The sequence below is a fragment of the Pseudomonas inefficax genome (assembly GCF_032164165.1).
Taxonomy (GTDB): domain Bacteria; phylum Pseudomonadota; class Gammaproteobacteria; order Pseudomonadales; family Pseudomonadaceae; genus Aquipseudomonas; species Aquipseudomonas inefficax.
The window spans coordinates 2,411,930-2,433,182 of record NZ_CP134401.1 but is presented as its reverse complement, the minus strand read 5'-3'; the positions used below and the strand labels follow the sequence as shown (position 1 = coordinate 2,433,182).

At 64.9% G+C, this 21,253-nt stretch carries 21 protein-coding genes and 1 other RNA gene; 13 read left to right on the top strand and 9 right to left on the bottom strand.

From position 1 onward, the window contains the following. Positions 1–158 precede the first annotated feature (158 nt). Positions 159–608: an EVE domain-containing protein gene (locus tag RIN61_RS10895; RefSeq protein ID WP_112249839.1), complete on the bottom strand. Its 450-nt coding sequence runs from the start codon at positions 606–608 to the stop codon at positions 159–161. A 178-nt stretch (positions 609–786) separates the two neighbouring features. Here RIN61_RS10895 and RIN61_RS10890 point away from each other — a divergent pair, with 178 nt between their 5' ends. Beyond that, entirely contained in the window at positions 787–939 is a 153-nt protein-coding gene (locus RIN61_RS10890) for a hypothetical protein (RefSeq protein WP_003253683.1), read from the top strand. 18 nt (positions 940–957) lie between these two features. On the opposite strand, the gene RIN61_RS10885 is transcribed toward RIN61_RS10890, so the two are convergent. The 4 genes from RIN61_RS10885 to RIN61_RS10870 all read right to left on the bottom strand — a co-directional run bounded on the left by RIN61_RS10885 (position 958) and on the right by RIN61_RS10870 (position 2,343). Continuing rightward, the gene (locus tag RIN61_RS10885) at positions 958–1,566 is read right to left on the bottom strand and encodes a 5-formyltetrahydrofolate cyclo-ligase (protein WP_112249943.1); all 609 of its coding nucleotides are present in this window, start codon (positions 1,564–1,566) and stop codon (positions 958–960) included. Positions 1,567–1,646: 80 nt separating this feature from the next. Beyond that, positions 1,647–1,826: non-coding RNA, 6S RNA (gene ssrS, locus RIN61_RS10880), on the bottom strand. 17 nt (positions 1,827–1,843) lie between these two features. After that, a complete protein-coding gene (locus tag RIN61_RS10875) occupies positions 1,844–2,164 on the bottom strand; it encodes a cell division protein ZapA (RefSeq protein WP_003259368.1) in 321 nt (106 codons plus the stop codon). Then, complete coding sequence (locus RIN61_RS10870; protein WP_029886233.1) at positions 2,161–2,343, bottom strand: TIGR02449 family protein; 183 nt, start codon at positions 2,341–2,343, stop codon at positions 2,161–2,163. Before RIN61_RS10870 ends, RIN61_RS10875 begins: the two co-directional genes overlap by 4 nt. 181 nt (positions 2,344–2,524) lie before the next feature. Between RIN61_RS10870 and RIN61_RS10865 the strand changes: the two genes are divergently transcribed. The 10 genes from RIN61_RS10865 (at position 2,525) to gcvP (ending at position 15,048) form a co-directional block, all read left to right on the top strand. Continuing rightward, the gene (locus RIN61_RS10865) at positions 2,525–3,079 is read left to right on the top strand and encodes a YecA/YgfB family protein (RefSeq protein ID WP_112249837.1); all 555 of its coding nucleotides are present in this window, start codon (positions 2,525–2,527) and stop codon (positions 3,077–3,079) included. A 21-nt stretch (positions 3,080–3,100) separates the two neighbouring features. Further along, positions 3,101–4,435 carry a Xaa-Pro aminopeptidase gene (gene pepP, locus RIN61_RS10860; protein WP_112249835.1) on the top strand — a complete coding sequence of 445 codons (1,335 nt, stop codon included), beginning with the start codon at positions 3,101–3,103 and terminating at the stop codon, positions 4,433–4,435. Beyond that, entirely contained in the window at positions 4,432–5,631 is a 1,200-nt protein-coding gene (gene ubiH, locus RIN61_RS10855; protein WP_215520536.1) for a 2-octaprenyl-6-methoxyphenyl hydroxylase, read from the top strand. Before pepP ends, ubiH begins: the two co-directional genes overlap by 4 nt. Next, entirely contained in the window at positions 5,628–6,113 is a 486-nt protein-coding gene (locus tag RIN61_RS10850; RefSeq protein ID WP_207877059.1) for a DUF4442 domain-containing protein, read from the top strand. Before ubiH ends, RIN61_RS10850 begins: the two co-directional genes overlap by 4 nt. 9 nt (positions 6,114–6,122) lie before the next feature. Further along, positions 6,123–7,340 carry a 2-octaprenyl-3-methyl-6-methoxy-1,4-benzoquinol hydroxylase gene (locus RIN61_RS10845; protein WP_181457295.1) on the top strand — a complete coding sequence of 406 codons (1,218 nt, stop codon included), beginning with the start codon at positions 6,123–6,125 and terminating at the stop codon, positions 7,338–7,340. Between the two features lie 211 nt (positions 7,341–7,551). Then, complete coding sequence (locus RIN61_RS10840; RefSeq protein ID WP_112249830.1) at positions 7,552–8,553, top strand: extracellular solute-binding protein; 1,002 nt, start codon at positions 7,552–7,554, stop codon at positions 8,551–8,553. 161 nt (positions 8,554–8,714) lie between these two features. Continuing rightward, positions 8,715–10,337, top strand: coding sequence for an ABC transporter permease (locus RIN61_RS10835; RefSeq protein WP_112249941.1), 1,623 nt, complete (start codon positions 8,715–8,717; stop codon positions 10,335–10,337). Positions 10,338–10,462: 125 nt separating this feature from the next. Next, positions 10,463–11,545 carry a glycine cleavage system aminomethyltransferase GcvT gene (gene gcvT / locus RIN61_RS10830; protein WP_112249829.1) on the top strand — a complete coding sequence of 361 codons (1,083 nt, stop codon included), beginning with the start codon at positions 10,463–10,465 and terminating at the stop codon, positions 11,543–11,545. A 51-nt stretch (positions 11,546–11,596) separates the two neighbouring features. Beyond that, entirely contained in the window at positions 11,597–11,980 is a 384-nt protein-coding gene (gcvH, locus tag RIN61_RS10825) for a glycine cleavage system protein GcvH (protein WP_112249828.1), read from the top strand. A 194-nt stretch (positions 11,981–12,174) separates the two neighbouring features. Beyond that, on the top strand, positions 12,175–15,048 hold the full coding sequence (gcvP, locus tag RIN61_RS10820) for an aminomethyl-transferring glycine dehydrogenase (protein ID WP_215520535.1): 2,874 nt from the start codon (positions 12,175–12,177) through the stop codon (positions 15,046–15,048). A 118-nt stretch (positions 15,049–15,166) separates the two neighbouring features. On the opposite strand, the gene RIN61_RS10815 is transcribed toward gcvP, so the two are convergent. The 3 genes from RIN61_RS10815 to RIN61_RS10805 all read right to left on the bottom strand — a co-directional run bounded on the left by RIN61_RS10815 (position 15,167) and on the right by RIN61_RS10805 (position 17,778). Beyond that, positions 15,167–15,481 carry a DUF2388 domain-containing protein gene (locus tag RIN61_RS10815; RefSeq protein WP_112249824.1) on the bottom strand — a complete coding sequence of 105 codons (315 nt, stop codon included), beginning with the start codon at positions 15,479–15,481 and terminating at the stop codon, positions 15,167–15,169. Between the two features lie 89 nt (positions 15,482–15,570). Beyond that, entirely contained in the window at positions 15,571–17,256 is a 1,686-nt protein-coding gene (locus RIN61_RS10810) for a GspE/PulE family protein (RefSeq protein ID WP_112249823.1), read from the bottom strand. A 216-nt stretch (positions 17,257–17,472) separates the two neighbouring features. Further along, on the bottom strand, positions 17,473–17,778 hold the full coding sequence (locus RIN61_RS10805) for an ACT-like domain-containing protein (RefSeq protein WP_112249822.1): 306 nt from the start codon (positions 17,776–17,778) through the stop codon (positions 17,473–17,475). 126 nt (positions 17,779–17,904) lie between these two features. On the opposite strand from RIN61_RS10805, the gene RIN61_RS10800 reads away from it, so the two are divergent. Next, positions 17,905–18,375, top strand: coding sequence for an Lrp/AsnC family transcriptional regulator (locus RIN61_RS10800; RefSeq protein ID WP_015272225.1), 471 nt, complete (start codon positions 17,905–17,907; stop codon positions 18,373–18,375). Between the two features lie 117 nt (positions 18,376–18,492). Here RIN61_RS10800 and RIN61_RS10795 read toward each other — a convergent pair whose 3' ends face one another. After that, positions 18,493–19,860: a CYTH domain-containing protein gene (locus RIN61_RS10795; protein ID WP_112249821.1), complete on the bottom strand. Its 1,368-nt coding sequence runs from the start codon at positions 19,858–19,860 to the stop codon at positions 18,493–18,495. A 231-nt stretch (positions 19,861–20,091) separates the two neighbouring features. On the opposite strand from RIN61_RS10795, the gene argE reads away from it, so the two are divergent. Then, positions 20,092–21,234 carry an acetylornithine deacetylase gene (gene argE / locus RIN61_RS10790; protein WP_112249820.1) on the top strand — a complete coding sequence of 381 codons (1,143 nt, stop codon included), beginning with the start codon at positions 20,092–20,094 and terminating at the stop codon, positions 21,232–21,234. Positions 21,235–21,253 lie beyond the last annotated feature (19 nt).

Genomic DNA, 21,253 nt, shown 5'->3' with positions numbered 1-21,253 from the left:
TATGCGGTGCCTGTGGGAGCGGCCTTGTGTCGCGAAAGGGCCGCAACGCGGCCCCAGGTTTTTTGCATTCCTGCATAAATTACTGGGGCTGCTTCGCAGCCCTTTCGCGACGCAAGGCCGCTCCCACAACTGTGCAAAGACTGACCTTAGCCGCAGTTTCAGCGCAAAGCGACAATCACCGCCCATTGCTCCGGCGTCACCGGCATCACCGACAGGCGGCTACCCTTTTGCACCAGGGGCAGTTCGGCCAGGCCTGCCTGCTGTTTCAGCCAGCCCAGCTCCAGCACCCGTGGCAGGGTTTGCACATGAGCCACATCCACCGCGCTCCACGGGTTCTTGTCGACCGTGGCCTTGGCATCGTAGTAGTGGCTTTGCGGGTCCAGCGCGGTCGGGTCCGGGTAGGCAGCGCGGGTGATCCTGGCGATGCCGGCGATGCCCGGCTGCGGGCAGCTGGAGTGGTAGAAAAAGAACTCGTCGCCAACGCACATGGCCCGCAGGAAATTGCGCGCCTGGTAGTTGCGCACGCCGTCCCAGCGCGCTTCGCCGAGGCGGCCGAGGGCTTCGATGGAGAGCTCGTCAGGCTCGGATTTCATCAGCCAGTAGGCCATGGGTGCTGCTCCTGAAAAGGTTTGAAATAACCTGTTGCACGAAACCGACAGCCGGTTGGCGTCAAGGTTTGCGTGCCGACGCAGGTTGTCGGAAAATGCGCCCCGTTTAAAGCGCGATGCTCCGGTGGTTCCCAGAAAACCGCCGAGCCTGAACAGTTTGCTTGGGGGGCAATCTTCGATGAATCAACGTAAAAAGCCGGATCTGCTGTGGATTCTGGTGTTCATTTTTGGCCTGGGTGTGGTCACTACCGGTTATGCGCAAGGGTTCTGGGAGCGCAAGCTGGACAACGCCTATCAGATGCCGGTCGACGCCAGCCAGCCACAACGTTGATGCCCACGCCGGCGCCGCTCAACGCGGCGCCAGGTACCAGCCACGGTCCGAGACCGTCCCCTGCAGCGGCACATCCCAACTGGCCTGAGCCAGCCGCTCGACCTTCTGGCATTCATGTGCCAGCCCCAACAGCAACGGCTTTTTCCAGGTCTGGCGACGCGCCTGGTAGGCCAGGCTGCGATCATAGAAACCACCGCCCATTCCCAGCCGCCCTCCTACTTCGTCGAAGCCGACCAGCGGTAGCAGGATCAGGTCCAATGCCCAGATCGGCCGCTGGCGCTTGCGGTCGGTAACGGGTTCCGGAATGCGAAAGCGGTTGGGCTTGAGCTTTTCACCTTGCTCGAAGCGCTGGAACACCATGCGCGTGCGCGGCCAGGCGTGCAACACCGGCAGGTAGGTGCGCTTGCCGCGGCGCTGGGCTTCGCGCAGCAGCAGGTATGGGTCGATTTCACCGTCGTTGGGCAGGTACAGGGCAATGTGCCGGGCGCGGCGGAACAGCGGGTGCTGCGCCAGCTGGCGATACAGCCCAAGGGCGGCCTGGCGTTGCTGGGCAGGGGTAAGGGCGCGGCGGGCATTGCGAAGCAGGCGACGAAGCTGGGGGCGGGTGAGCTGCGCGGTGTCGGTCATGGCACGGGCGATCCCAGGTGTGCTGGCCGAGCGCTCGGCCAAAACGAATTGCCCGCCGGAGGGGGCGGGCAAGAGAATTCAGGCTCCCCGATAAGACCGCTATCGGTGTAGCCCTTGAACCCGAAAGTTCAAGGTGGAGATTGCAGGGGGCGTTAAGGCTTTCCGTCGGGCGGACATGCACACCGGCCCCAGCGTGCAACCCCCGTGGTTGTGCGTATCGGCTCAGGGACATAACCGACTGGCGCATCCCCCAGGGAGTGGCGCCAGTATACCAATCTCAGCCGATTTTGGTATCCGCGTCGTCGGACAGTGCCTGGTCGACCCGTTCCAGCAGGTCGCGCACCTGTTCGCGGGTGGTGCCGCCTGCCGGGGCATCGTTGCGGTCTTCCTGGCGGTGCAGCATTTCGTGGGTGATGTTCAACGCTGCCATGACCGCAATGCGGTCGGCGCCGATCACCTTGCCGCTGCTGCGGATCTCGCGCATCTTGCCGTCCAGGTAGCGCGCGGCGCTGACCAGGTTGTTGCGCTCTTCCGGCGGGCAGATGATCGAATATTCCTTGTCGAGGATCTGCACGGTGACGCTATTGCTTGAACTCATGAGTCTTGCTCCAGAGCCTTGAGGCGTAAAATCATCGACTCGACCTTGCGCTTGGCGATCTCGTTCTTTTCGATGAGGTGGGCGCGCTCTTCGCGCCAGGATTTTTCCTGAGCTACTAGGAGTGCATTTTGCCGTTTTAGTTGCTCGACACGTTCGATCAGCAGCTCGAATCGGCTCATCAGTGCCTGCAGGTCGTTCTCTTGCGTGGGTTGCACTCGATTCGCTCCGTCGTTGAGTCACCTGGCGATGATGCCTCTCCCTGGGCGGCGACGGCCAGTGCCGATGGTCTTGGCGCGCCTGCCGGTGCTAGGATACAAGGTCTCCATTCTAGTCATTGCGCCGTCTGGCGCCTAGCTGCCCATGCCCAATACCCAATCGCCCTACATCGCCTTCGCCATGCTGCTGTCCAGCAATGGCCATCCTGTCACCCCGGCCGAACTGCACGGCCTGCTGATCGGCCGCAGCTGCGCCGGTGCCGGCTTCGACGCCGACGGCTGGCTGGCCGATGCGGCCCAGCTGCTGGAAACCGAGCCCGGTGACTCCGTTCGCAACGCCCTGGTCGGCCTGCAGGAAATGGTCAAGGGCGAACTCACCAGCGACGACATGGCGATCGTCCTGCTGCTGCCTTCCGACGCCGCCGCCCTGAGCGACCGCGCCACCGCGCTGGGCCAGTGGTGCCAAGGCTTCATTACCGGTTTTGGCCTGAATGCCGGTGGCAAGGACCTGTCCGACGAGGCCAAGGAAGTGCTGCAGGACCTGGTGGCCATTTCCCAGGTTCAGGAAGCCCTCGAGGAGTCCGAGGATGGCGAGAGCGACTACATGGAAGTCATGGAATACCTGCGCGTGGCGCCATTGCTGCTGTTCTCCGAGCTGGCCAAGCCGGCCGCCCCTGCACCCAAGCCATCGCTGCACTGATCAACCGGGGGTAGTCTGCCCATGAGCCACATTCCCAAGGCCGAGTATGCCCGTCGGCGCAAGGCGCTGATGGCGCAGATGGTACCCAACAGCATCGCCATCCTGCCCGCTGCCGCGGTTGCCATCCGCAACCGCGACGTCGAGCACGTCTACCGCCAGGACAGCGACTTCCAGTACCTCAGTGGTTTCCCCGAGCCGGAAGCGGTGATTGCGCTGATCCCCGGGCGCGAGCATGGCGAATACGTGCTGTTCTGCCGTGAACGCAACCCCGAGCGCGAGCTGTGGGATGGCCTGCGGGCCGGCCAGGAAGGTGCGGTGCGCGATTTCGGCGCAGACGATGCCTTCCCCATCACCGACATCGACGAGATCCTGCCGGGCCTGATCGAAGGCCGTGAGCGGGTGTACAGCGCCATGGGCAGCAACCCCGAGTTCGATCGCCGGCTGATGGACTGGATCAACGTGATCCGCTCCAAGGCCCGCCTGGGCGCCCAGCCGCCGAACGAGTTCGTTGCGCTGGATCATCTGCTGCACGACATGCGCCTGTATAAATCGGCGGCGGAAGTGAAGGTAATGCGCGCTGCCGCAGATATCTCGGCGCGGGCCCACGTGCGGGCCATGCAGGCCTGCCGGGCCGGGCTGCACGAATACAGCCTGGAAGCCGAGCTGGACTACGAATTCCGCAAGGGTGGGGCGAAGATGCCGGCCTACGGTTCTATCGTCGCGGCCGGGCGCAATGGCTGCATCCTGCACTATCAGCAGAACGACGCCCCGCTGAAGGATGGCGACTTGGTGCTGATCGATGCCGGTTGCGAGATCGACTGCTACGCCAGCGACATCACCCGTACCTTCCCGGTCAGCGGGCGCTTTTCGCCGGAGCAAAAGGCCATCTACGAGCTGGTGCTCAAGGCTCAGGCCGCAGCGTTTGCCGAAATCGCCCCCGGCAAGCACTGGAACCATGCCCATGAGGCCACCGTGCGGGTCATCACCGAGGGCCTGGTGGAACTGGGCCTGCTGAAGGGCGAGGTGCAGGCGCTGATCGACAGCGAGGCCTATCGTGCCTTCTACATGCACCGCGCCGGGCACTGGCTGGGCATGGATGTACACGATGTGGGCGAGTACAAGGTGGGTGGCGAGTGGCGGGTGCTTGAACCCGGCATGGCGCTTACCGTCGAACCGGGCATCTACATAGGCGCCGACAATCAGGCCGTGGCGAAGAAATGGCGCGGCATTGGTGTAAGGATCGAGGACGACGTGGTAGTGACCAGGCAAGGCTGTGAAATCCTGACTTCGGGCGTGCCGCGCACGGTCGCCGAGATCGAGGCGTTGATGCAGGCCGCCCGCAAGGACGCGGCATGAACCGGGTAAACCTGGCGATCATCGGCGGCGGCCTGGTGGGCGCGAGCCTGGCCCTGGCGCTACAGGCGGGGGCCAAGGCGCGGGGCTGGAAGATTCTGCTGATCGAGCCGTTCGCCCCGGGTGACAGCTTTCAACCCAGCTACGATGCGCGTTCGTCGGCACTGTCGTTCGGTACCCGGCAGATCTACCAGCAGCTGGGCCTGTGGCAGGCCATCGAGCACCGCGCGGAGCCGATTCGGCAAATTCATGTGTCCGACCGCGGCCGCTTCGGCGCCACCCGCCTGGATGCCCAGGAAGAGGGCGTACCGGCGCTGGGCTACGTGGTGGAAAACGCCTGGTTGGGCCAGTGCCTGTGGCAAGGGCTGGACAGCGAGGTGGTGAGCTGGCGCTGCCCGGCGGAAGTGACCGCGATGCAGGCCATCGAAGGTGGCTACCGTTTGCAACTGAACGACGACACCCAGTTGGAGTGCGACCTGGCGGTACTGGCCGACGGTGGCCGCTCCGGCCTGCGCGAACAGCTGGGCATCCACGTACGCCACACGCCCTATCAACAGAGCGCGTTGATCGCCAATATCACCCCGGGCGAGGCCCACGGCGGCCAGGCTTTCGAGCGTTTCACCGAAGCAGGCCCCATGGCCCTGTTGCCGCTGCCGGATAACCGCTGTGCGCTGGTCTGGACCCGCCAGGGCATGGACGCGCGGCGCCTGGCCGACATCGATGAGCGCAATTTCCTACGCGAGCTGCAGGGTGTGTTCGGCTATCGTCTGGGCGCCTTGCGTCAGGTCGGCGCGCGGCACCTCTACCCACTGTCGCTGATCGAGGCCCAGGAGCAGGTGCGGCCGCATCTGGTGGTGCTGGGCAACGCCGCGCACAGCCTGCACCCCATTGCCGGCCAGGGCTTCAACCTGTCGCTTCGTGACGTGCAGGCGCTGGCCGAGGCACTGCTGGCCGGCCCGCAGCAGCCTGGCGACCTGACCACGTTGCAGGCCTACCACCAGCGCCAGCGCATGGACCAGGCCATGACCATCGGTTTTTCCGACCAGGTCACCCGCCTGTTCGGCAGCAGCCAGCCGTTGCTGGCCGCCGGGCGCAACCTTGGCCTGCTCGGGCTGGACCTGTTGCCACCGGCGAAGAGCTGGTTCGCCAGGCAGGCCATGGGCCTTGGTACCCGCCCCGACCCGCGGGGGCAGGCATGAGCGACGACGCGCGCCGGCTGGCGCGCCGGGCACGCCTGTTGCGCTGGCGGTTGAACCTGTACCCGCCGTATCTGGGGGCCGGTATCCGCGTGCAGCACATCAGCCCGGACCTGCGCAGCGCCAAGGTGGCGATGAAGCTGACCCGCTGGAACCGCAACTATGTCGGTACTCAGTTTGGCGGCAGCCTGTATTCGATGGTCGACCCTTTCTACATGCTGTTGCTGATCGAGCAGCTGGGGCGTGACTACATCGTCTGGGACAAGGCAGCCAGCATCGATTTCATTGCGCCGGGCAAAGGCCCGGTGTATGCCGAACTCCACGTCGATGACGCGCTGCTGGAAGACATCCGCCAGCAGACCGCCACCGGCAAGAAATGCCTGCCACGTTTGCAGGTCGACATCCGCGACGGCACCGGCGAGCTGGTGGCGCGGGTCGATAAAACCCTATATGTGCGGCTCAAGCCGCAAGCGAGGCTGGCGTAAGGCATGGAAATGCGCGCAGATCTGTTGATTGTCGGTGCCGGTATGGTCGGCAGCGCCTTGGCTCTGGCGTTGCGCCACAGTGGCCTGCAAATCCTCTTGCTCGACGGCGGCCCGCTGACGGTCAAGCCGTTCGATGTCCAGGCCCCGTTCGAGCCGCGTGTCAGCGCGCTGTCGGCGGCCAGCCAGCGCATTCTGGAGCGCCTTGGCGCCTGGGATGGCATTGCCCGGCGGCGTGCCACGCCATACTCGGACATGCATGTGTGGGATGGCAGCGGCACCGGGCAGATTCACTTTTCGGCTGCCAGCGTGCACGCCCAGACGCTCGGCCATATCGTCGAGAACCGGGTGGTGCAGGACGGCCTGCTGGAGCGCCTGCATGACAGCGACATCGGCCTGTTGGCGAATGCGCGGCTGGAGCAGCTACGCCGTTCTGGCGATGAATGGCTACTGACCCTGGCAGATGGCCGGCAACTGCGCGCGCCGCTGGTGATCGCGGCCGATGGCGCCAACTCGGCAGTGCGGCGCCTGGCCGGTTGCGAAACCCGCGAGTGGGATTACCTGCACCATGCCATCGTCACCAGCGTGCGTTGCAGTGCCGGGCACCAGGCCACGGCCTGGCAGCGCTTCACCGATGAAGGGCCATTGGCGTTCCTGCCGTTGACCCGCGATGGCCAGCAGGACTGGTGCTCGATCGTGTGGTCGACCACGCCGGAGCATGCCGAGCAATTGATGGCGCTGGATGAAGCTGCCTTCCTGAAGGCCCTTGAGCGGGCTTTCGAGGGGCGCCTGGGTAATGTGCTGCAAGCCGACCCTAGAGTGTGCGTGCCGCTGCGTCAGCGCCACGCCAAGCGCTATGTGGATGAAGGCCTGGCATTGATCGGCGATGCCGCGCACACCATTCACCCGCTGGCCGGGCAGGGCGTCAATCTGGGCTTCCTGGATGCAGCGGTGCTGGCCGAGGTGCTGGTCAATGCCTGCGAGCGTGGCGAGCGGCTGGCTGATGTGAAGGTGCTGAGCCGTTACGAGCGGCGGCGCATGCCGCACAACCTGGCGCTGATGGCGGCGATGGAAGGGTTTGAGCGGTTGTTCCAGGCCAACCCGTTGCCGTTGCGCTGGTTGCGTAACAGCGGGTTGAAGCTGGTGGAGCAGATGCCGGAGGCCAAAGCGATGTTCGTGCGACAGGCGCTGGGTTTGAGCGGCGACCTGCCGGATCTGGCCAAGGCATGAGATTGCTGGAGTCTGTGGGAGCGGGCATGCCCGCGAAACAGGCAACGCGGTGAATGGCACCGGCTTTGCCGGTGTTCGCGGGCTTGCCCGCTCCCACAGGAGCCTTGCAACTGTTATCCCTCTGCAACATCCGGTAACGGCTATGTAGATGAGTCGGAAAATGGGATTCACTACCATTTGCGCCTCTCATACGATCCGAGGAGTGCTTTCCATGTTGCCACGCAAGCCCCTACTGGCCGCCCTGGCCCTGACCCTGTTCGGCGGCGCCGCCCAGGCAGCGGACGAAGTGGTGGTGTACTCCTCGCGCATCGACGAGCTGATCAAGCCGGTTTTCGATGCCTATACCGCCAAGACCGGGGTCAAGATCAAGTTCATCACCGACAAGGAAGCCCCGCTGATGCAGCGCATCAAGGCCGAGGGCGAAAATGGCGTGGCCGACCTGCTGCTGACCGTCGATGCCGGCAACCTGTGGCAGGCCGAGCAGATGGGCATCCTGCAGCCGATCAAGTCCGACATCATCGACCAGAACATCCCACCGCAGTACCGCGCCTCGTCCCACGACTGGACCGGCCTGAGCCTGCGCGCCCGCACCATCATCTACTCCACCGAGCGGGTCAAGCCGCAGGAGCTGAGCACCTACGAAGCCCTGGCCGACAAGCAGTGGGAAGGCCGCCTGTGCCTGCGCACGGCGAAGAAGGTGTACAACCAGTCGCTGACCGCCACCCTGATCGAGACCCACGGCGAGGCGAAGACCGAGCAAATCGTCAAAGGCTGGGTCAACAACTTGTCCACCGATGTGTTCTCCGACGACAACGCCGTGATCCAGGCCATCGAGGCCGGCCAGTGTGACGTGGGTGTGGTCAACACCTACTACTACGGCCGCCTGCACAACCAGAACCCGAAACTGCCGGTGAAGATCTTCTGGCCCAACCAGGGTGACCGTGGCGTGCACGTGAACCTGTCGGGCATCGGCCTGACCAAGCACGCGCCACACCCGGAGGCAGCGAAGAAGCTGGTGGAATGGATGACCGGTGAAGAGGCGCAGAAGCTGTTCGCCGACATCAACCAGGAGTTCCCGGCCAACCCGAAGGTCAAGCCATCGGAAGAAGTGGCGGCGTGGGGCAGCTTCAAGGCTGACAGCATTCCGGTGGAAATCGCTGGCAAGCGCCAGGCTGAAGCGATTCGCTTGATGGATCGGGCTGGCTGGAACTAAGCGCCAGGCTTTATTCTTCCGGGGCCTTTCAGGGCCTCTTCGCGGGTGAACCCGCTCCCACAGGAATATCACTGCCCCCAAGGGCGGCGCCGAACCCTGTGGGAGCGGGTTCACCCGCGAACGACCGCGCAGCGGTCGCCATCGCACTCGAGACTTCAGCCTTGCCCCACACCCCCCAACGCCGCTGGTACCTCCCGGTCACCCTGGTCGCCGCCCTGGTGCTCCTGCCCCTGAGCGTTCTGCTGTTGTCCTGGCAGTCGATCGACATGCAGATCTGGTCGCACCTGCTCGATACCCAGATGACTCGCCTGCTGGGCAATACCCTGACGCTGGTGGTGGGTGTGGGCATCGGCGTCACCGTGCTGGGCGTCAGCCTGGCCTGGCTGACCAGCCTCTGCGAGTTCCCTGGCCGACGCTGGCTGGATTGGGCGCTGATGCTACCGTTCGCCATCCCGGCCTATGTGCTGGCGTTCGTCTTCGTCGGCCTGCTGGACTTCGCCGGCCCGGTGCAGAGCGCCCTGCGCGAGGTGTTCGGGCCGATGCGCCTGCCGCGGGTGCGTTCCACTGGCGGGGTGATCGTCGTCCTGGTGCTGGTGTTCTACCCCTATGTCTACCTGCTGGCGCGTACTGCATTCCTTGCCCAGGGCAAGGGGCTGATGGAGGCGGCGCGGGTGCTGGGGCTGTCCCCGCTGCAAGCGTTCTGGCGTGTGGCCCTGCCAATGGCACGGCCGGCGATCGGCGCCGGTATCGCCCTGGCCCTGATGGAAACTCTGGCCGACTTTGGCGCGGTGGCAGTTTTCAACTTCGACACCTTCACGACAGCCATCTACAAGACCTGGTACGGCTTCTTCAGCCTGTCCAGCGCGGCCCAGCTGGCCAGCCTGTTGCTGCTGGCAGTAATGCTGGTGCTTTATGGCGAGCGCCGTGCCAGGGGCGCCAGCCGCAGCGGCAACGAGCGGCCGCGCGGGCAGGCGCTGTACCACCTGCGCGGGTTCAAGGCGTTGCTGGCCAGTGGCTGGTGCCTGCTGGTGTTCGCCTGCGCCTTCGTCATCCCACTGCTGCAACTGCTGGCGTGGTTCTGGCAGCGCGGCCGGCATGACCTGGACGAGCGCTATGTCGGCCTGGTGCTGCACACCCTGTACCTGGGCGGCATGGCGGCGCTGGTCACGGTGTGCGTGGCGTTGCTGCTGGCCTTTGCCCGGCGCCAGGCGCCGACGGGTGGTATCCGCGCCGGGGTAGGCCTGGCCAACCTGGGCTATGCCTTGCCCGGCTCGGTGCTGGCGGTGTCGATCATGCTGGCCTTCAGTTACCTCGACAACCACCTGGTCATCCCGCTGTCCAGCTGGCTGGGCGGTGCCGGCAAGCCGCTGCTGCTGGGCAGCCTGGCGGCCTTGCTGCTGGCCTACCTGGTGCGCTTCATCGCGGTGGCCTACGGGCCGCTGGAGAGCAGCCTGGAGCGGATCCGCCCGTCACTGCCCGAGGCATCCCGCAGCCTGGGCGTCGGCGGCGCGAGATTGTTTTTCAAGGTGTATCTGCCGCTGCTGGTGCCTGGCGCGCTCAGCGCTGCCCTGCTGGTGTTCGTTGATGTGCTCAAGGAAATGCCGGCCACCTTGCTGATGCGCCCGTTCGGCTGGGACACCTTGGCGGTACGTGTGTTCGAGATGACCAGCGAGGGGGAGTGGGCGCGTGCATCGCTGCCGGCACTGACCCTGGTGCTGGTGGGCCTGCTGCCGGTCATCGGCCTGATCCGCCGTTCGGCACGTCGACCCGGTCACAGTCACTGAGGGTGTCAGCCCGCGCCCTTGCGGCTACAATGCGCGGCACTCGCGCGGCGGGTCCTACACAAGAAGAGCTGACGACCCAACGTCATCGACCGCCGCCGCTTCGCCACGCCCGGAAGGAGAAACCCATGGGACAGCGCACGCTTTTGTACGACTTGCACCTGGCGCTGGGCGCCAAGACGGTCGATTTCGGTGGCTGGGACATGCCACTGCACTATGGCTCGCAGGTCGAGGAGCACCATCAGGTGCGCAGCGATTGCGGGGTGTTCGATGTGTCCCACATGACTGTGATCGATGTCGACGGCAGCGACGCCACTGCCTGGTTGCAGCGCCTGCTGGCCAACGATGTGGCCCGTCTCGACGATATCGGCAAGGCGCTGTATAGCCCGTTGCTGCAGGAGCAGGGCAAGGTCATCGACGACCTGATTGTCTACCGCACCGAAACCGGCTACCGCCTGGTCACCAACGCGGCTACCCGGGCCAAGGTACTCGATTGGCTGGCCGCACAGCGTGCCGGTTATGCCGTGGACTTCCGGGTCCGTCCCGACCTGGCCATTCTCGCCATCCAGGGCCCGCATGCACGCGAAAAGGTCGCCGCCCTGCTCAGCCCCGCGCGCGCCGCGCTGATTCGCGAACTGCGCCCATTCGAGGGCATGGCCGAAGGCGACTGGTTCATTGCCCGCACCGGGTATACCGGTGAAGACGGCCTGGAGATCATCCTTCCTGGCGAGCAGGCCGTGGCCTTCTTCAACGACCTGGTCGGCGCCGGTATTGCCCCAAGCGGCCTTGGCGCCCGCGACACCCTGCGCCTGGAAGCCGGCATGAACCTGTACGGCCAGGACATCGACGAAGCACACACACCACTCACTTCCAACCTGGGCTGGAGCATCGCCTGGGAGCCCGCCGAGCGCGACTTCATCGGCCGCGCCGGCCTGCTGAAGGAAATCGAACAAGGTGTACAGAAAAAACTGGTCGGCCTGGTGCTGGAAGAGCGTGGCGTGCTGCGTGCCCACCAGGTGGTGCGTGTAGCCGGGATTGGCGAAGGAGAGATCACCAGTGGTAGTTTCTCGCCTACGCTGAGCAAGTCCATCGCCCTTGCCCGCGTGCCCATGGCCACTGGCGACCGGGCCGAGGTGGAAATCCGCGGCAAGTGGTACCCGGTGCGGGTGGTCAAACCGACCTTCGTGCGCCACGGCAAGATCCTGATCTGAACAATTTTCAACCGGCGGGCGTACCGCTGAGCCAATCGAGGAATTCAAGACATGAGCAATATCCCCGCCGACCTGCGTTTTGCCGAAAGCCACGAGTGGGCTCGCCTGGAAGCCGACGGCACCGTGACCGTGGGTATCAGCGACCACGCCCAGGAAGCCCTGGGTGACGTGGTGTTCGTCGAGCTGGCCGAAGTCGGCAAGGTGTTTGGGGCTGGCGACGCTGCCGGTGTGGTCGAGTCGGTCAAGGCCGCTTCGGACATCTATGCTCCGGTCTCTGGCGAAGTGATCGCGGTCAACGAAGAGCTGGCTGACAGCCCTGAGCTGCTCAACGAGCAGCCTTACGAGTCGTGGATCTTCAAGCTCAAGCCAAGCAACCCGGCCGAGCTGGACAAGCTGCTGGATGCTGCTGGCTACAAGGCTGCCATCGGCGAGTAATACCGCGTCGGCCTCTTCGCGGCTAAAGCCGCTCCCACAGGTACTGCACAGCGTCTGATATCTGTGCGGTCCCTGTGGGAGCGGCTTTAGCCGCGAAGAGGCCGGGCCTGCAAGCAACTTTCCCCGCACAATCGGCAATCCCTTCCTAGACTTGTAAGTCTCCATGAGAGCTGTTTCAGGAAGAGAGCGTCGTCATGTCCCAGTCGCCATCCCTGCATCAACTGCAAGAGCTCAACCCTTTCCTGCGTCGCCACCTGGGCCCGGATGCCACGGAGCAGCAGGCCATGCTCAATGCGCTGGGTGTCGCCAGCCGCAGTGAGCTGATCGAGCAGACCGTACCGCCAGACATCCGCCTCAATCGCCCCCTCGACCTGCCGCCGGCACTGGACGAACAGGCCGCCCTGGCCAAGCTCGCCGGTTACGCCGGGCAGAATCAGGTCTGGACCAGCCTGATCGGCATGGGCTACCACGGCACCATCACCCCCACGGTCATCCTGCGCAACGTGCTGGAGAACCCGGGCTGGTATACCGCCTATACGCCCTATCAACCCGAGATTGCCCAAGGCCGGCTGGAGGCGCTGCTGAACTTCCAGCAGATGGTCATCGACCTCACCGGGTTGGCCCTGGCCAATGCCTCGCTGCTCGACGAAGCCACTGCCGCCGCCGAGGCCATGGCCCTGGCCAAGCGGGTGGCGCGCAACAAGAGCAATGCCTTCTTCGCCGACGAGCACTGTCACCCGCAGACCCTGTCGGTACTCAAGACCCGTGCCGAGGGCTTTGGCTTCGAGCTGATCGTCGACTCTGTGGATAACCTTGGCAAACACGCGGTTTTCGGGGCCTTGCTGCAGTACCCGGATACTCATGGCGAGGTGCGCGACCTGCGTCCGCTGATCGATCATCTGCACAGCCAGCATGCCCTGGCCTGCGTAGCCGCAGACCTGCTCAGCCTGGTGCTGCTGGCACCACCAGGGGAGCTGGGCGCCGATGTGGTGCTGGGCTCGACCCAGCGTTTTGGCGTACCGATGGGCTATGGCGGCCCCCACGCGGCCTATTTCGCTTGCCGCGATGACTACAAGCGAGCCATGCCGGGGCGCATCATCGGCGTGTCGCGCGATGCCCGTGGCAATACCGCGCTGCGCATGGCGCTGCAAACCCGCGAGCAGCATATCCGCCGCGAGAAGGCCAACTCCAACATTTGCACGGCCCAGGTGCTGCTAGCCAACATCGCCGGCTTCTACGCGGTGTACCACGGCCCGGAAGGCCTGCAGCGCATTGCCCAGCGCGTGCACCGGCTGACCTTCATCCTCGCCGCCGGCCTCGAAGCCAAGGGTATCAAGCGCTTCAATCAGCACTTCTTCGACACCCTCACCCTGGATGTCGGCGGTGCCCAGGCGGCCATCATCGAAAGCGCCGAAGCCGCGCAGATCAACTTGCGCATCCTCGGCCGCGGGCACCTGGGCGTGAGCCTGGACGAGACCTGCTCGGAGCACACGGTGCTGCGACTGTTCGACATCTTCCTGGGGGTGGACCATGGCCTCGACATCGCCACACTCGATCAGCTGGCCCTGCCCGAAGGCATCCCCGCCAGCCTGGTGCGGCGCACGCCGTTCCTCGCCCACCCGGTGTTCAACCTGCACCACAGCGAAACCGAGATGCTGCGCTACCTCAAGCAGCTGGAGAACAAGGACCTGGCGCTGAACCAGTCGATGATCCCGCTGGGTTCGTGCACCATGAAGCTCAACGCCACCAGCGAGATGATCCCCATTACCTGGCCTGGCTTTGCCCAACTGCACCCGTTTGCCCCGGCGGCCCAGGCCACCGGCTACAAGGCAATGATCGACGAGCTGGAAAGCTGGCTGTGCGCCATTACCGGCTTCGATGCCATCTGCATGCAGCCCAACTCCGGCGCCCAGGGCGAGTACGCCGGCCTGATGGCCATTACCCGCTACCACCGCAGCCGCCACCAGCCACAACGCACGCTGTGCCTGATCCCGTCGTCGGCCCACGGCACCAACCCGGCGTCGGCGCAAATGGCCGGCATGGAGGTGGTGATCGTCGATTGCGACGATGATGGCAATGTCGACCTGGCCGACCTCAAGGCCAAGGCCAACTCGGCCGGGGATCGGTTGTCGTGCCTGATGATCACTTATCCGTCGACCCACGGCGTGTATGAAGAGGGGATCCGCGAAATCTGCGAGGTGGTCCACCAGCACGGAGGCCAGGTTTACATGGACGGCGCCAACCTCAATGCCCAGGTGGGCCTGGCACGGCCGGCGGATATCGGCGCCGACGTTTCACACATGAACCTGCACAAGACCTTCTGCATCCCCCACGGTGGTGGTGGCCCGGGTATGGGCCCGATCGGCATTCGCGCGCACCTCAAGCCGTTCGTCGCCAGCCACCCGGTGGTGCCGATACCCGGCCTGGACCCGAACAACAGCGCAGTCAGCGCCGCGCCCTGGGGCAGTGCGAGCATCCTGCCGATCAGCTGGATGTACATAGCCATGATGGGGCCGCAGCTGGCAGATGCCAGCGAGGTGGCGATCCTCTCGGCCAATTACCTGGCCAGCCAGCTGGGTGGCGCTTTCCCGGTGCTCTACCGCGGGCGCAACCAGCGGGTGGCGCATGAGTGCATCCTCGACCTGCGGCCGCTGAAGGCGCTGACCGGCATCAGCGAAGAGGACGTGGCCAAGCGCCTGATGGACTATGGCTTCCACGCGCCGACCATGTCGTTCCCGGTGCCGGGCACGTTGATGGTCGAGCCGACCGAGAGTGAGTCGAAGGCCGAACTGGACCGTTTCGTCGAGGCGATGCTGGCGATTCGGGCGGAAATTGGCGAAGTGCAGGAGGGCAACTGGCCGGCGGAGAACAACCCGCTCAAGCATGCGCCGCATACCCTGGCCGATGTGCTGGCGGTGTGGGACAGGCCTTACAGCCTGGAACAGGCGGTGGCGCCCAGTGCTCACGTGCGCCAGCACAAGTACTGGCCAGCGGTGAACCGGGTCGACAACGTGTATGGGGACAGGAATCTGTTCTGTGCTTGTGTGCCGGTGGAGGCTTATCGCTAATTGTGGTTGCCTGTGCCGGCCTCTTCGCGGGTAAACCCGCTCCCACAGGGCTTCTGCAAGTTTTGAATACTGTGCAGTACCTGTGGGAGCGGGTTCACCCGCGAAGCAGGCGACGCTGTTATTCGGCTACTGCATTCTTGGCCAGGATGGCATTGGCCAGTTCCATGTCGGAAGCCTGCATCCCCGGGTTCTGCGCGCGGGCCTGGCGAATCGCCGCTTCAAGGAACGGGCCGCGGATCGCGCCTTCGCTGGCCACAAAGCTGCCAGCGTCATCCTGCGCCGCCATCACCAGCTTGTGATCCCCGGAAGTCAGGTAGCTCGATGCCGTGGTAGCACCGGTAGTCATCACGTTACGCCAGAAGGTATCGGCCATGGCCGAGCCGATAGGCAGCGAAAGCAAGGCAGCGGCAGCGATGGCGGTTTTGAAACGCATGTTGAAACACCTCGAAGGGTGAGGGTTGAAGATGCGCGGTTTGATCCTGCCACGGGGGTGCAAGTTCCTTGAATACAAAGGATTTTTGCTCAGGAACAGGCCCGTAGCACTTCCTCTTGGCGGGTCTGCCCGCAGGCTACCTTGGCTTCACCGCAGCGGCGCAGATCGAGCAATCCATCGGCCACGGCCTGACGCCGCAAACTGGCCAGGTCGCTGCCCGGGCCTATCAGGGCGCGCAGGCTGTCGCTGGGCACCAGCAGCTCGAACAACCCTGTGCGGCCATGGAACCCGGTGCCACGACAGGTACGGCACGGCTGGCCTTCGGGCAGCGCTGCACCACCCCGGCAATCCGCGCACAGCGTGCGAACCAACCGCTGGGCCATGACCCCCACCAGCGTTGCCTTGATCAGGTAGTCGGCCACACCCAGCTCCTGCAGGCGGGTGATCGCGCCACAGGCGTCGTTGGTGTGCAGGGTCGACAGCACCAGGTGCCCGGTCAGGGCTGCCTGCACCGCCACCAGGGCGGTCTCGCGGTCACGGATTTCACCGATCATGATGATGTCCGGATCCTGGCGCAGCATGGCGCGCACACCGTTGGCGAAACCCAGGTCCAGCGCAGGCTGCACCTGCAGTTGGTTGAAGGCGGGATCCAGGCGCTCGATCGGGTCTTCGATGGTGCACAGGTTGACCTGCGGCGTGGCGAGCAGCTTGAGGCTGGCGTACAGCGTGCTGGTCTTGCCGGACCCGGTGGGGCCGGTGACCAGGATGATGCCCTGGCGCTGGCGCAGCAGGCTTTGCCACTGTTCCAGTTGCGCCCCATCCAGGCCGAGCCGGTCGAAGCCTTCTTGCAACTGTTGCGGGTCGAACAGGCGCAGCACCAGCTTTTCGCCGAACGGGGTCGGCAGAGTCGACAGCCGCAATTCTACCTCGCCACCGCCAGGCAGGCGGCTTTGCAGCCGGCCATCCTGCGGCCGGCGCTTTTCCGCGACGTCCATGCGCCCCAGGTGTTTCAGGCGGCTGACCAGCGCCAGGGTCACTCCGGCGGGGAAGGCATAGACGTTGTGCAGCAGGCCGTCGATGCGGTAGCGCAACTGGCCCTGCTCGCGGCGTGGTTCCAGGTGGATATCGCTGGCGCGTTGCTCGATGGCGTACTGCAGCAGCCAGTCGACGATATGCACGATGTGCGCGTCGTCCGCACTGGCCTCGGCCTGGCGCTTGCCCAGTTCCAGCAGCTGTTCGAGTTCACCCAGGCTTGCTGACTGCTGGTGTTGCGCGCCCTTTACCGATTGGGCCAGGCGATGGAACGACTGCCCTGCCTGGCGAACCTGCTGCGGGTTGGCCAGCACGCGACGGACCGGCCGGCCAAGGCTGCGGGTGAGGTCGGCCAGCCAGTCGTCCTGGTAGGGTTGGGCGCTGGCGACGGTGACGCTGGAGGCGTCGGCGGCAACGATGAGGATGCCATGGCGCTGGGCGAATGCAGGGGATATCAGGCCGGTGACCTGGGGCAGGTCCAGTTGCAGCGGGTCGATGCGCAGGTAGGGCTGGCCGACCTTGTTGGCCAGCCATTGGCAGAGGCGGTCCAGGTCCAGGGGCTGGCCAGGGTGTCGGCGGTCTTCCAGGGCGCAGGCGGCGATCTGTTCCAGCGGGTGAGCGGTGGGGTGAGTGGCGGCGTGCTCGAGTACCTGAAGGGTGTCGTTGGCGTGTAGATGCTGGTCGGCGAGCAGGGCCTGGAGCACGCGCTTGAGGTCGAGTGCCGGGTTGTCGGAGGTGTGCATGGTTGGCGTCCGTGCCTGACAGGGGAGTGCTGATCAAGGCTAGACGGGCGGGGCTGGGTTGATGGGGATGAAGGGTTTCGGGATCTTGCAGTGCCTGTGCTGGCCTCTTCGCGGGTGAACCCGCTCCCACAGGGATCGCACAGGCCTTGAATACTGTGCAGTACCTGTGGGAGCGGGTTTACCCGCGAAGAGGCCAGCACAGGTACAGCTGATCGCTCAGACCACCGCCAGCTCCACCCGCTGCAGATTGGTCAGGCTCACTTCACCCACACACACCAGGTTGCGCAATTTTTGCGCAATCACCTCGGCCCGGTGCCAGCTCAGGCCGCCGATGCCGACCTCGATATCCAGCCAGTCATCCTGCTGGTTGACCTGCACGCTGTGCGGGGTCAGGAACTGCAGGGCAAACAGGTTGAGCACCCGGCACAGGCTGTCAGGCTCGGCCTCGGCCTGCAGGCGATAGTGCACGGTGCTGTGGGCGCTGCTGGCGGCCCAGGCGTCGGTACGGGGCTGTGCGTTCATGCTGGTCTCCGCGAATGTGGGAGAAATTCTTGCACGTTGGTGGCGGTATTTTTTCGCTATGATTTGATCATTTCGCCGTATCGGCGAATTGTTCTATTCATGAAGTGCTGTTCAGGAGAATTATTGATGCACAGCGAGCTGGACGCCTACGACCGCCGTATCCTCGAACTGCTGCAGGAGGACGCTTCGCTGTCCAGCGCGCAGATCGCCGAACGCGTGGGGCTGTCCCAATCGCCGTGCTGGCGGCGTATCCAGCGGTTGAAGGAGGAGGGGGTGATTCGCGGGCAGGTGACCTTGCTGGATCGCAAGAAGGTCGGCCTGAACACGCAGATATTCGCCGAGGTGAAACTGAACGCCCACGGGCGCTCCAACTTCACCGAGTTCACCGACGCGATCCGTGGGTTTCCGGAGGTGCTGGAGTGTTATGTGCTGATGGGCTCGGTGGACTTTCTGTTGCGCATTGTTACCCCGGATATCGAGGCTTATGAGCGGTTCTTCTTCGAAAAGCTGTCGAACGTGCCGGGGATACAGGAGGTGAACTCGATCGTGGCGCTATCGGAGATCAAGTCCACCACCAGCCTGCCACTTTCGCGTTGAGGCCATTCGCGGCGGTTCGGCGCCCCGACTCGCCCGCTCCCACAGGTGCTGTGCAGGCCCAGGCCTTGTGCAGTTCCCTGTGGGAGCGGGCAAGCCCGCGAAGAAGGCTACGCGGTATCAAGCCTTGAGCAGGTGCTTCCAGCCGCGGCTCTGATCTACCGCCCGGGCCTGTTCGATACGCGCTTCCAGCACTTCATCGCTGATCGGCTGTTCAGCCAGCTCATGCAGCTTCTTCAGGTCGCCATACAGGCGGTCCATCTGTGGCGCTTCCAGCACCTGGCGGGCATGGTGCAGCCAGGCCAGTAGCTGTTCGATGCGCGGCAACTGCTCGGCCAGGTCTTCCGGGCGCTGGGTGTACAGCGGCAGTTTCAACGCACGGCCTTCTTCGCCCAGCAGGTGCGCCAGCCAGCTGGCCAGCTGCGCCTTGCCCTGGCGCTCGCCGCGGCCTTTGCGCTCCACGGTCCAGGCGCGGGCCAGCAGCCAGCGCGAGGTTTCCAGCGAGAACTGGCCCCAGCGCACGTCTTCCAGCTCTTCGACGAACTGCTCGGGAGCGGCGCGGCGGATATCTTCGTCCTCATTGCCGGCCTGCACCAGTGGGCGCCAGTCTTCGAGCAGGGCGTCGAGGCTGCTGCGCAGGTCGCGGGTAGTGGCGCGCGGCGCGGCCTGGCCCAGGCTGGCGGTCATGGCACGCAGCTCGCTCAGGCACTCGACCCAGTCCTGCAACAGGCGCCAGTGGCCGTTGTGGCGGTATTGCTCGGCCAGGCGCTGGCTGCTGCCCAGCAGTTGCCAGGCCAGTGCGGCGTAGGCGTCGTCCACGGCCATTTCGCCTTCCAGCTCGGTGTGCGGCAGGCCCAGCTCGTAGCTGTCCGGCTCCAGCAGGCGGTAGCCACGCTCGGCCTTGCTGATGTCGCATGGCATCAGTGGCAGGCTGGCGGCCAGCTCGGCGGCCAGTTCCAAAAGAGCCTGAGGCTCGCCTTCACGCAGTTCCAGTTCCAGCTCGCAGATTTCTTCCTTGCGCTTGCCGGCGATCACGAAACCCTGGTCCAGCGCGGCCTCGATCACCACCTTGCTCTTGCCACGGCCCCAGGCGATTTCGGCGTATTCACGGGTGAAGTCGGTGGTGAACAGCGGCTTGATGGTCTTTTTGTCCAGGTTGGCCAGTTGCGCGGGCCAGCAGCTGTCGTCGAGCTTCTTCAGGTCGAGCTTGACCTTGTCCAGCTGCCATTCGTGCTCGTTGCGTTCGGACAGGCCCGCCACGCTGGTGCCGCGGCACTTGAGGGTCTGGATGATGGCCTCGCCATCGCGGCGCAGGCGCAGGGCCACACGGGCAGCGGAGAGCTCGCGCTCTGGGGTGTCGAAGTACTGGTTGAGCAGTTCGCGGGTCTGCCAGCCGGACTTGTTGCGCTTTTTCAGCAGAGGGTGCTCGCGCAGGGCGGCAAGGGTCTCGCGGCTGGCGCGGAGCTTGAGTTCGGTTTCTTTGTGCATCACAGGCTCGAAGGAGGGGGCGTGGTTGCCCAGCAGTCTACAGGAGTCGGCTCTCGTCTGTTGGATCGTGGTGGGCTTCTTCGCGGGTGAACCCGCTCCCACAGGTACTGTGTTGCCCTCAGGTGTGGCGCTTTCCCTGTGGGAGCGGGTTTACCCGCGAAGAAGGCCACACGGTTGCCCTGCGAACGAGTGGCATTGCTATGATGGGCAACGCTTCCGAGGAGTACGCGCATGCCGTTGCCGACGCTGAAAGACCAGTTCGCCGCCTTGATCGCCGCGCCTTCGGTCAGTTGCACCCAGCCTGCGCTGGACCAGTCCAACCGCCAGGTCATCGACCTGCTGGCCGGCTGGCTGGGCGACCTGGGTTTCAAGTGCGACATCCAGCAGGTCAGCCCCGGCAAGTTCAACCTGCTGGCCAGCCGTGGCACTGGCCCGGGTGGCCTGGTGCTGGCGGGGCACAGCGACACCGTACCCTATGACGAACAGCTGTGGGCCAGTGACCCACTGAAGCTGACCGAAACCGATGGCCGTTGGGTCGGCCTGGGCAGCTGCGACATGAAGGGCTTCTTCGCCCTGGCCATCGAGGCAGTCATCCCGCTGCTGGAGCACGATTTCAAGCAGCCGCTGCTGATCCTCGCCACCTGTGACGAAGAAAGCTCAATGTCCGGCGCGCGCGCTCTGGCCGAGGCCGGGCAGCCACTCGGCCGTGCGGCAGTGATCGGCGAGCCCACCGGGCTGCGGCCGATTCGCATGCACAAGGGCATCCTCATGGACCGCATCGACATCCTCGGGCGCAGCGGCCACTCCTCGGACCCAAGCCTGGGCCGCAGCGCCATGGAGGCCATGCACGCAGTGATGGGCGAGCTGATGGGCCTGCGCCAGCAATGGCAGCAAACCTACCGCAACCCGCAATTCACCGTGCCGACCCCCACCATGAACTTCGGCTGCATCCACGGCGGTGACAACCCCAACCGTATCTGCGGCCAGTGCGCCCTGGAATTCGACCTGCGCCCGCTGCCAGGCATGGATGTGGAGCAACTGCGCGCGGCCATCCGTGCCAAGCTGGTGCCGGTGGCAGAGCGCTTCGAGGTGCGCATCGACCATGCGCCGCTATTCCCGGAGGTGCCGCCATTCGAGCAGGCCGCCGACACCGAGCTGGTGCAGGTGGCGGAGCGCCTGACCGGCCATCGCGCCGAAGCGGTGGCGTTCGGCACCGAAGCGCCTTATCTTCAGCAGCTGGGTTGCCAGACCATCGTGCTGGGCCCCGGCGACATCGCCTGTGCCCACCAGCCCGGCGAATACCTTGAAATGTCACGAATCGAGCCTACCGTGCGTCTATTGCGTGACTTGATCCGGCATTATTGCCTGGACTAAACGTCAATCGAACTGATTC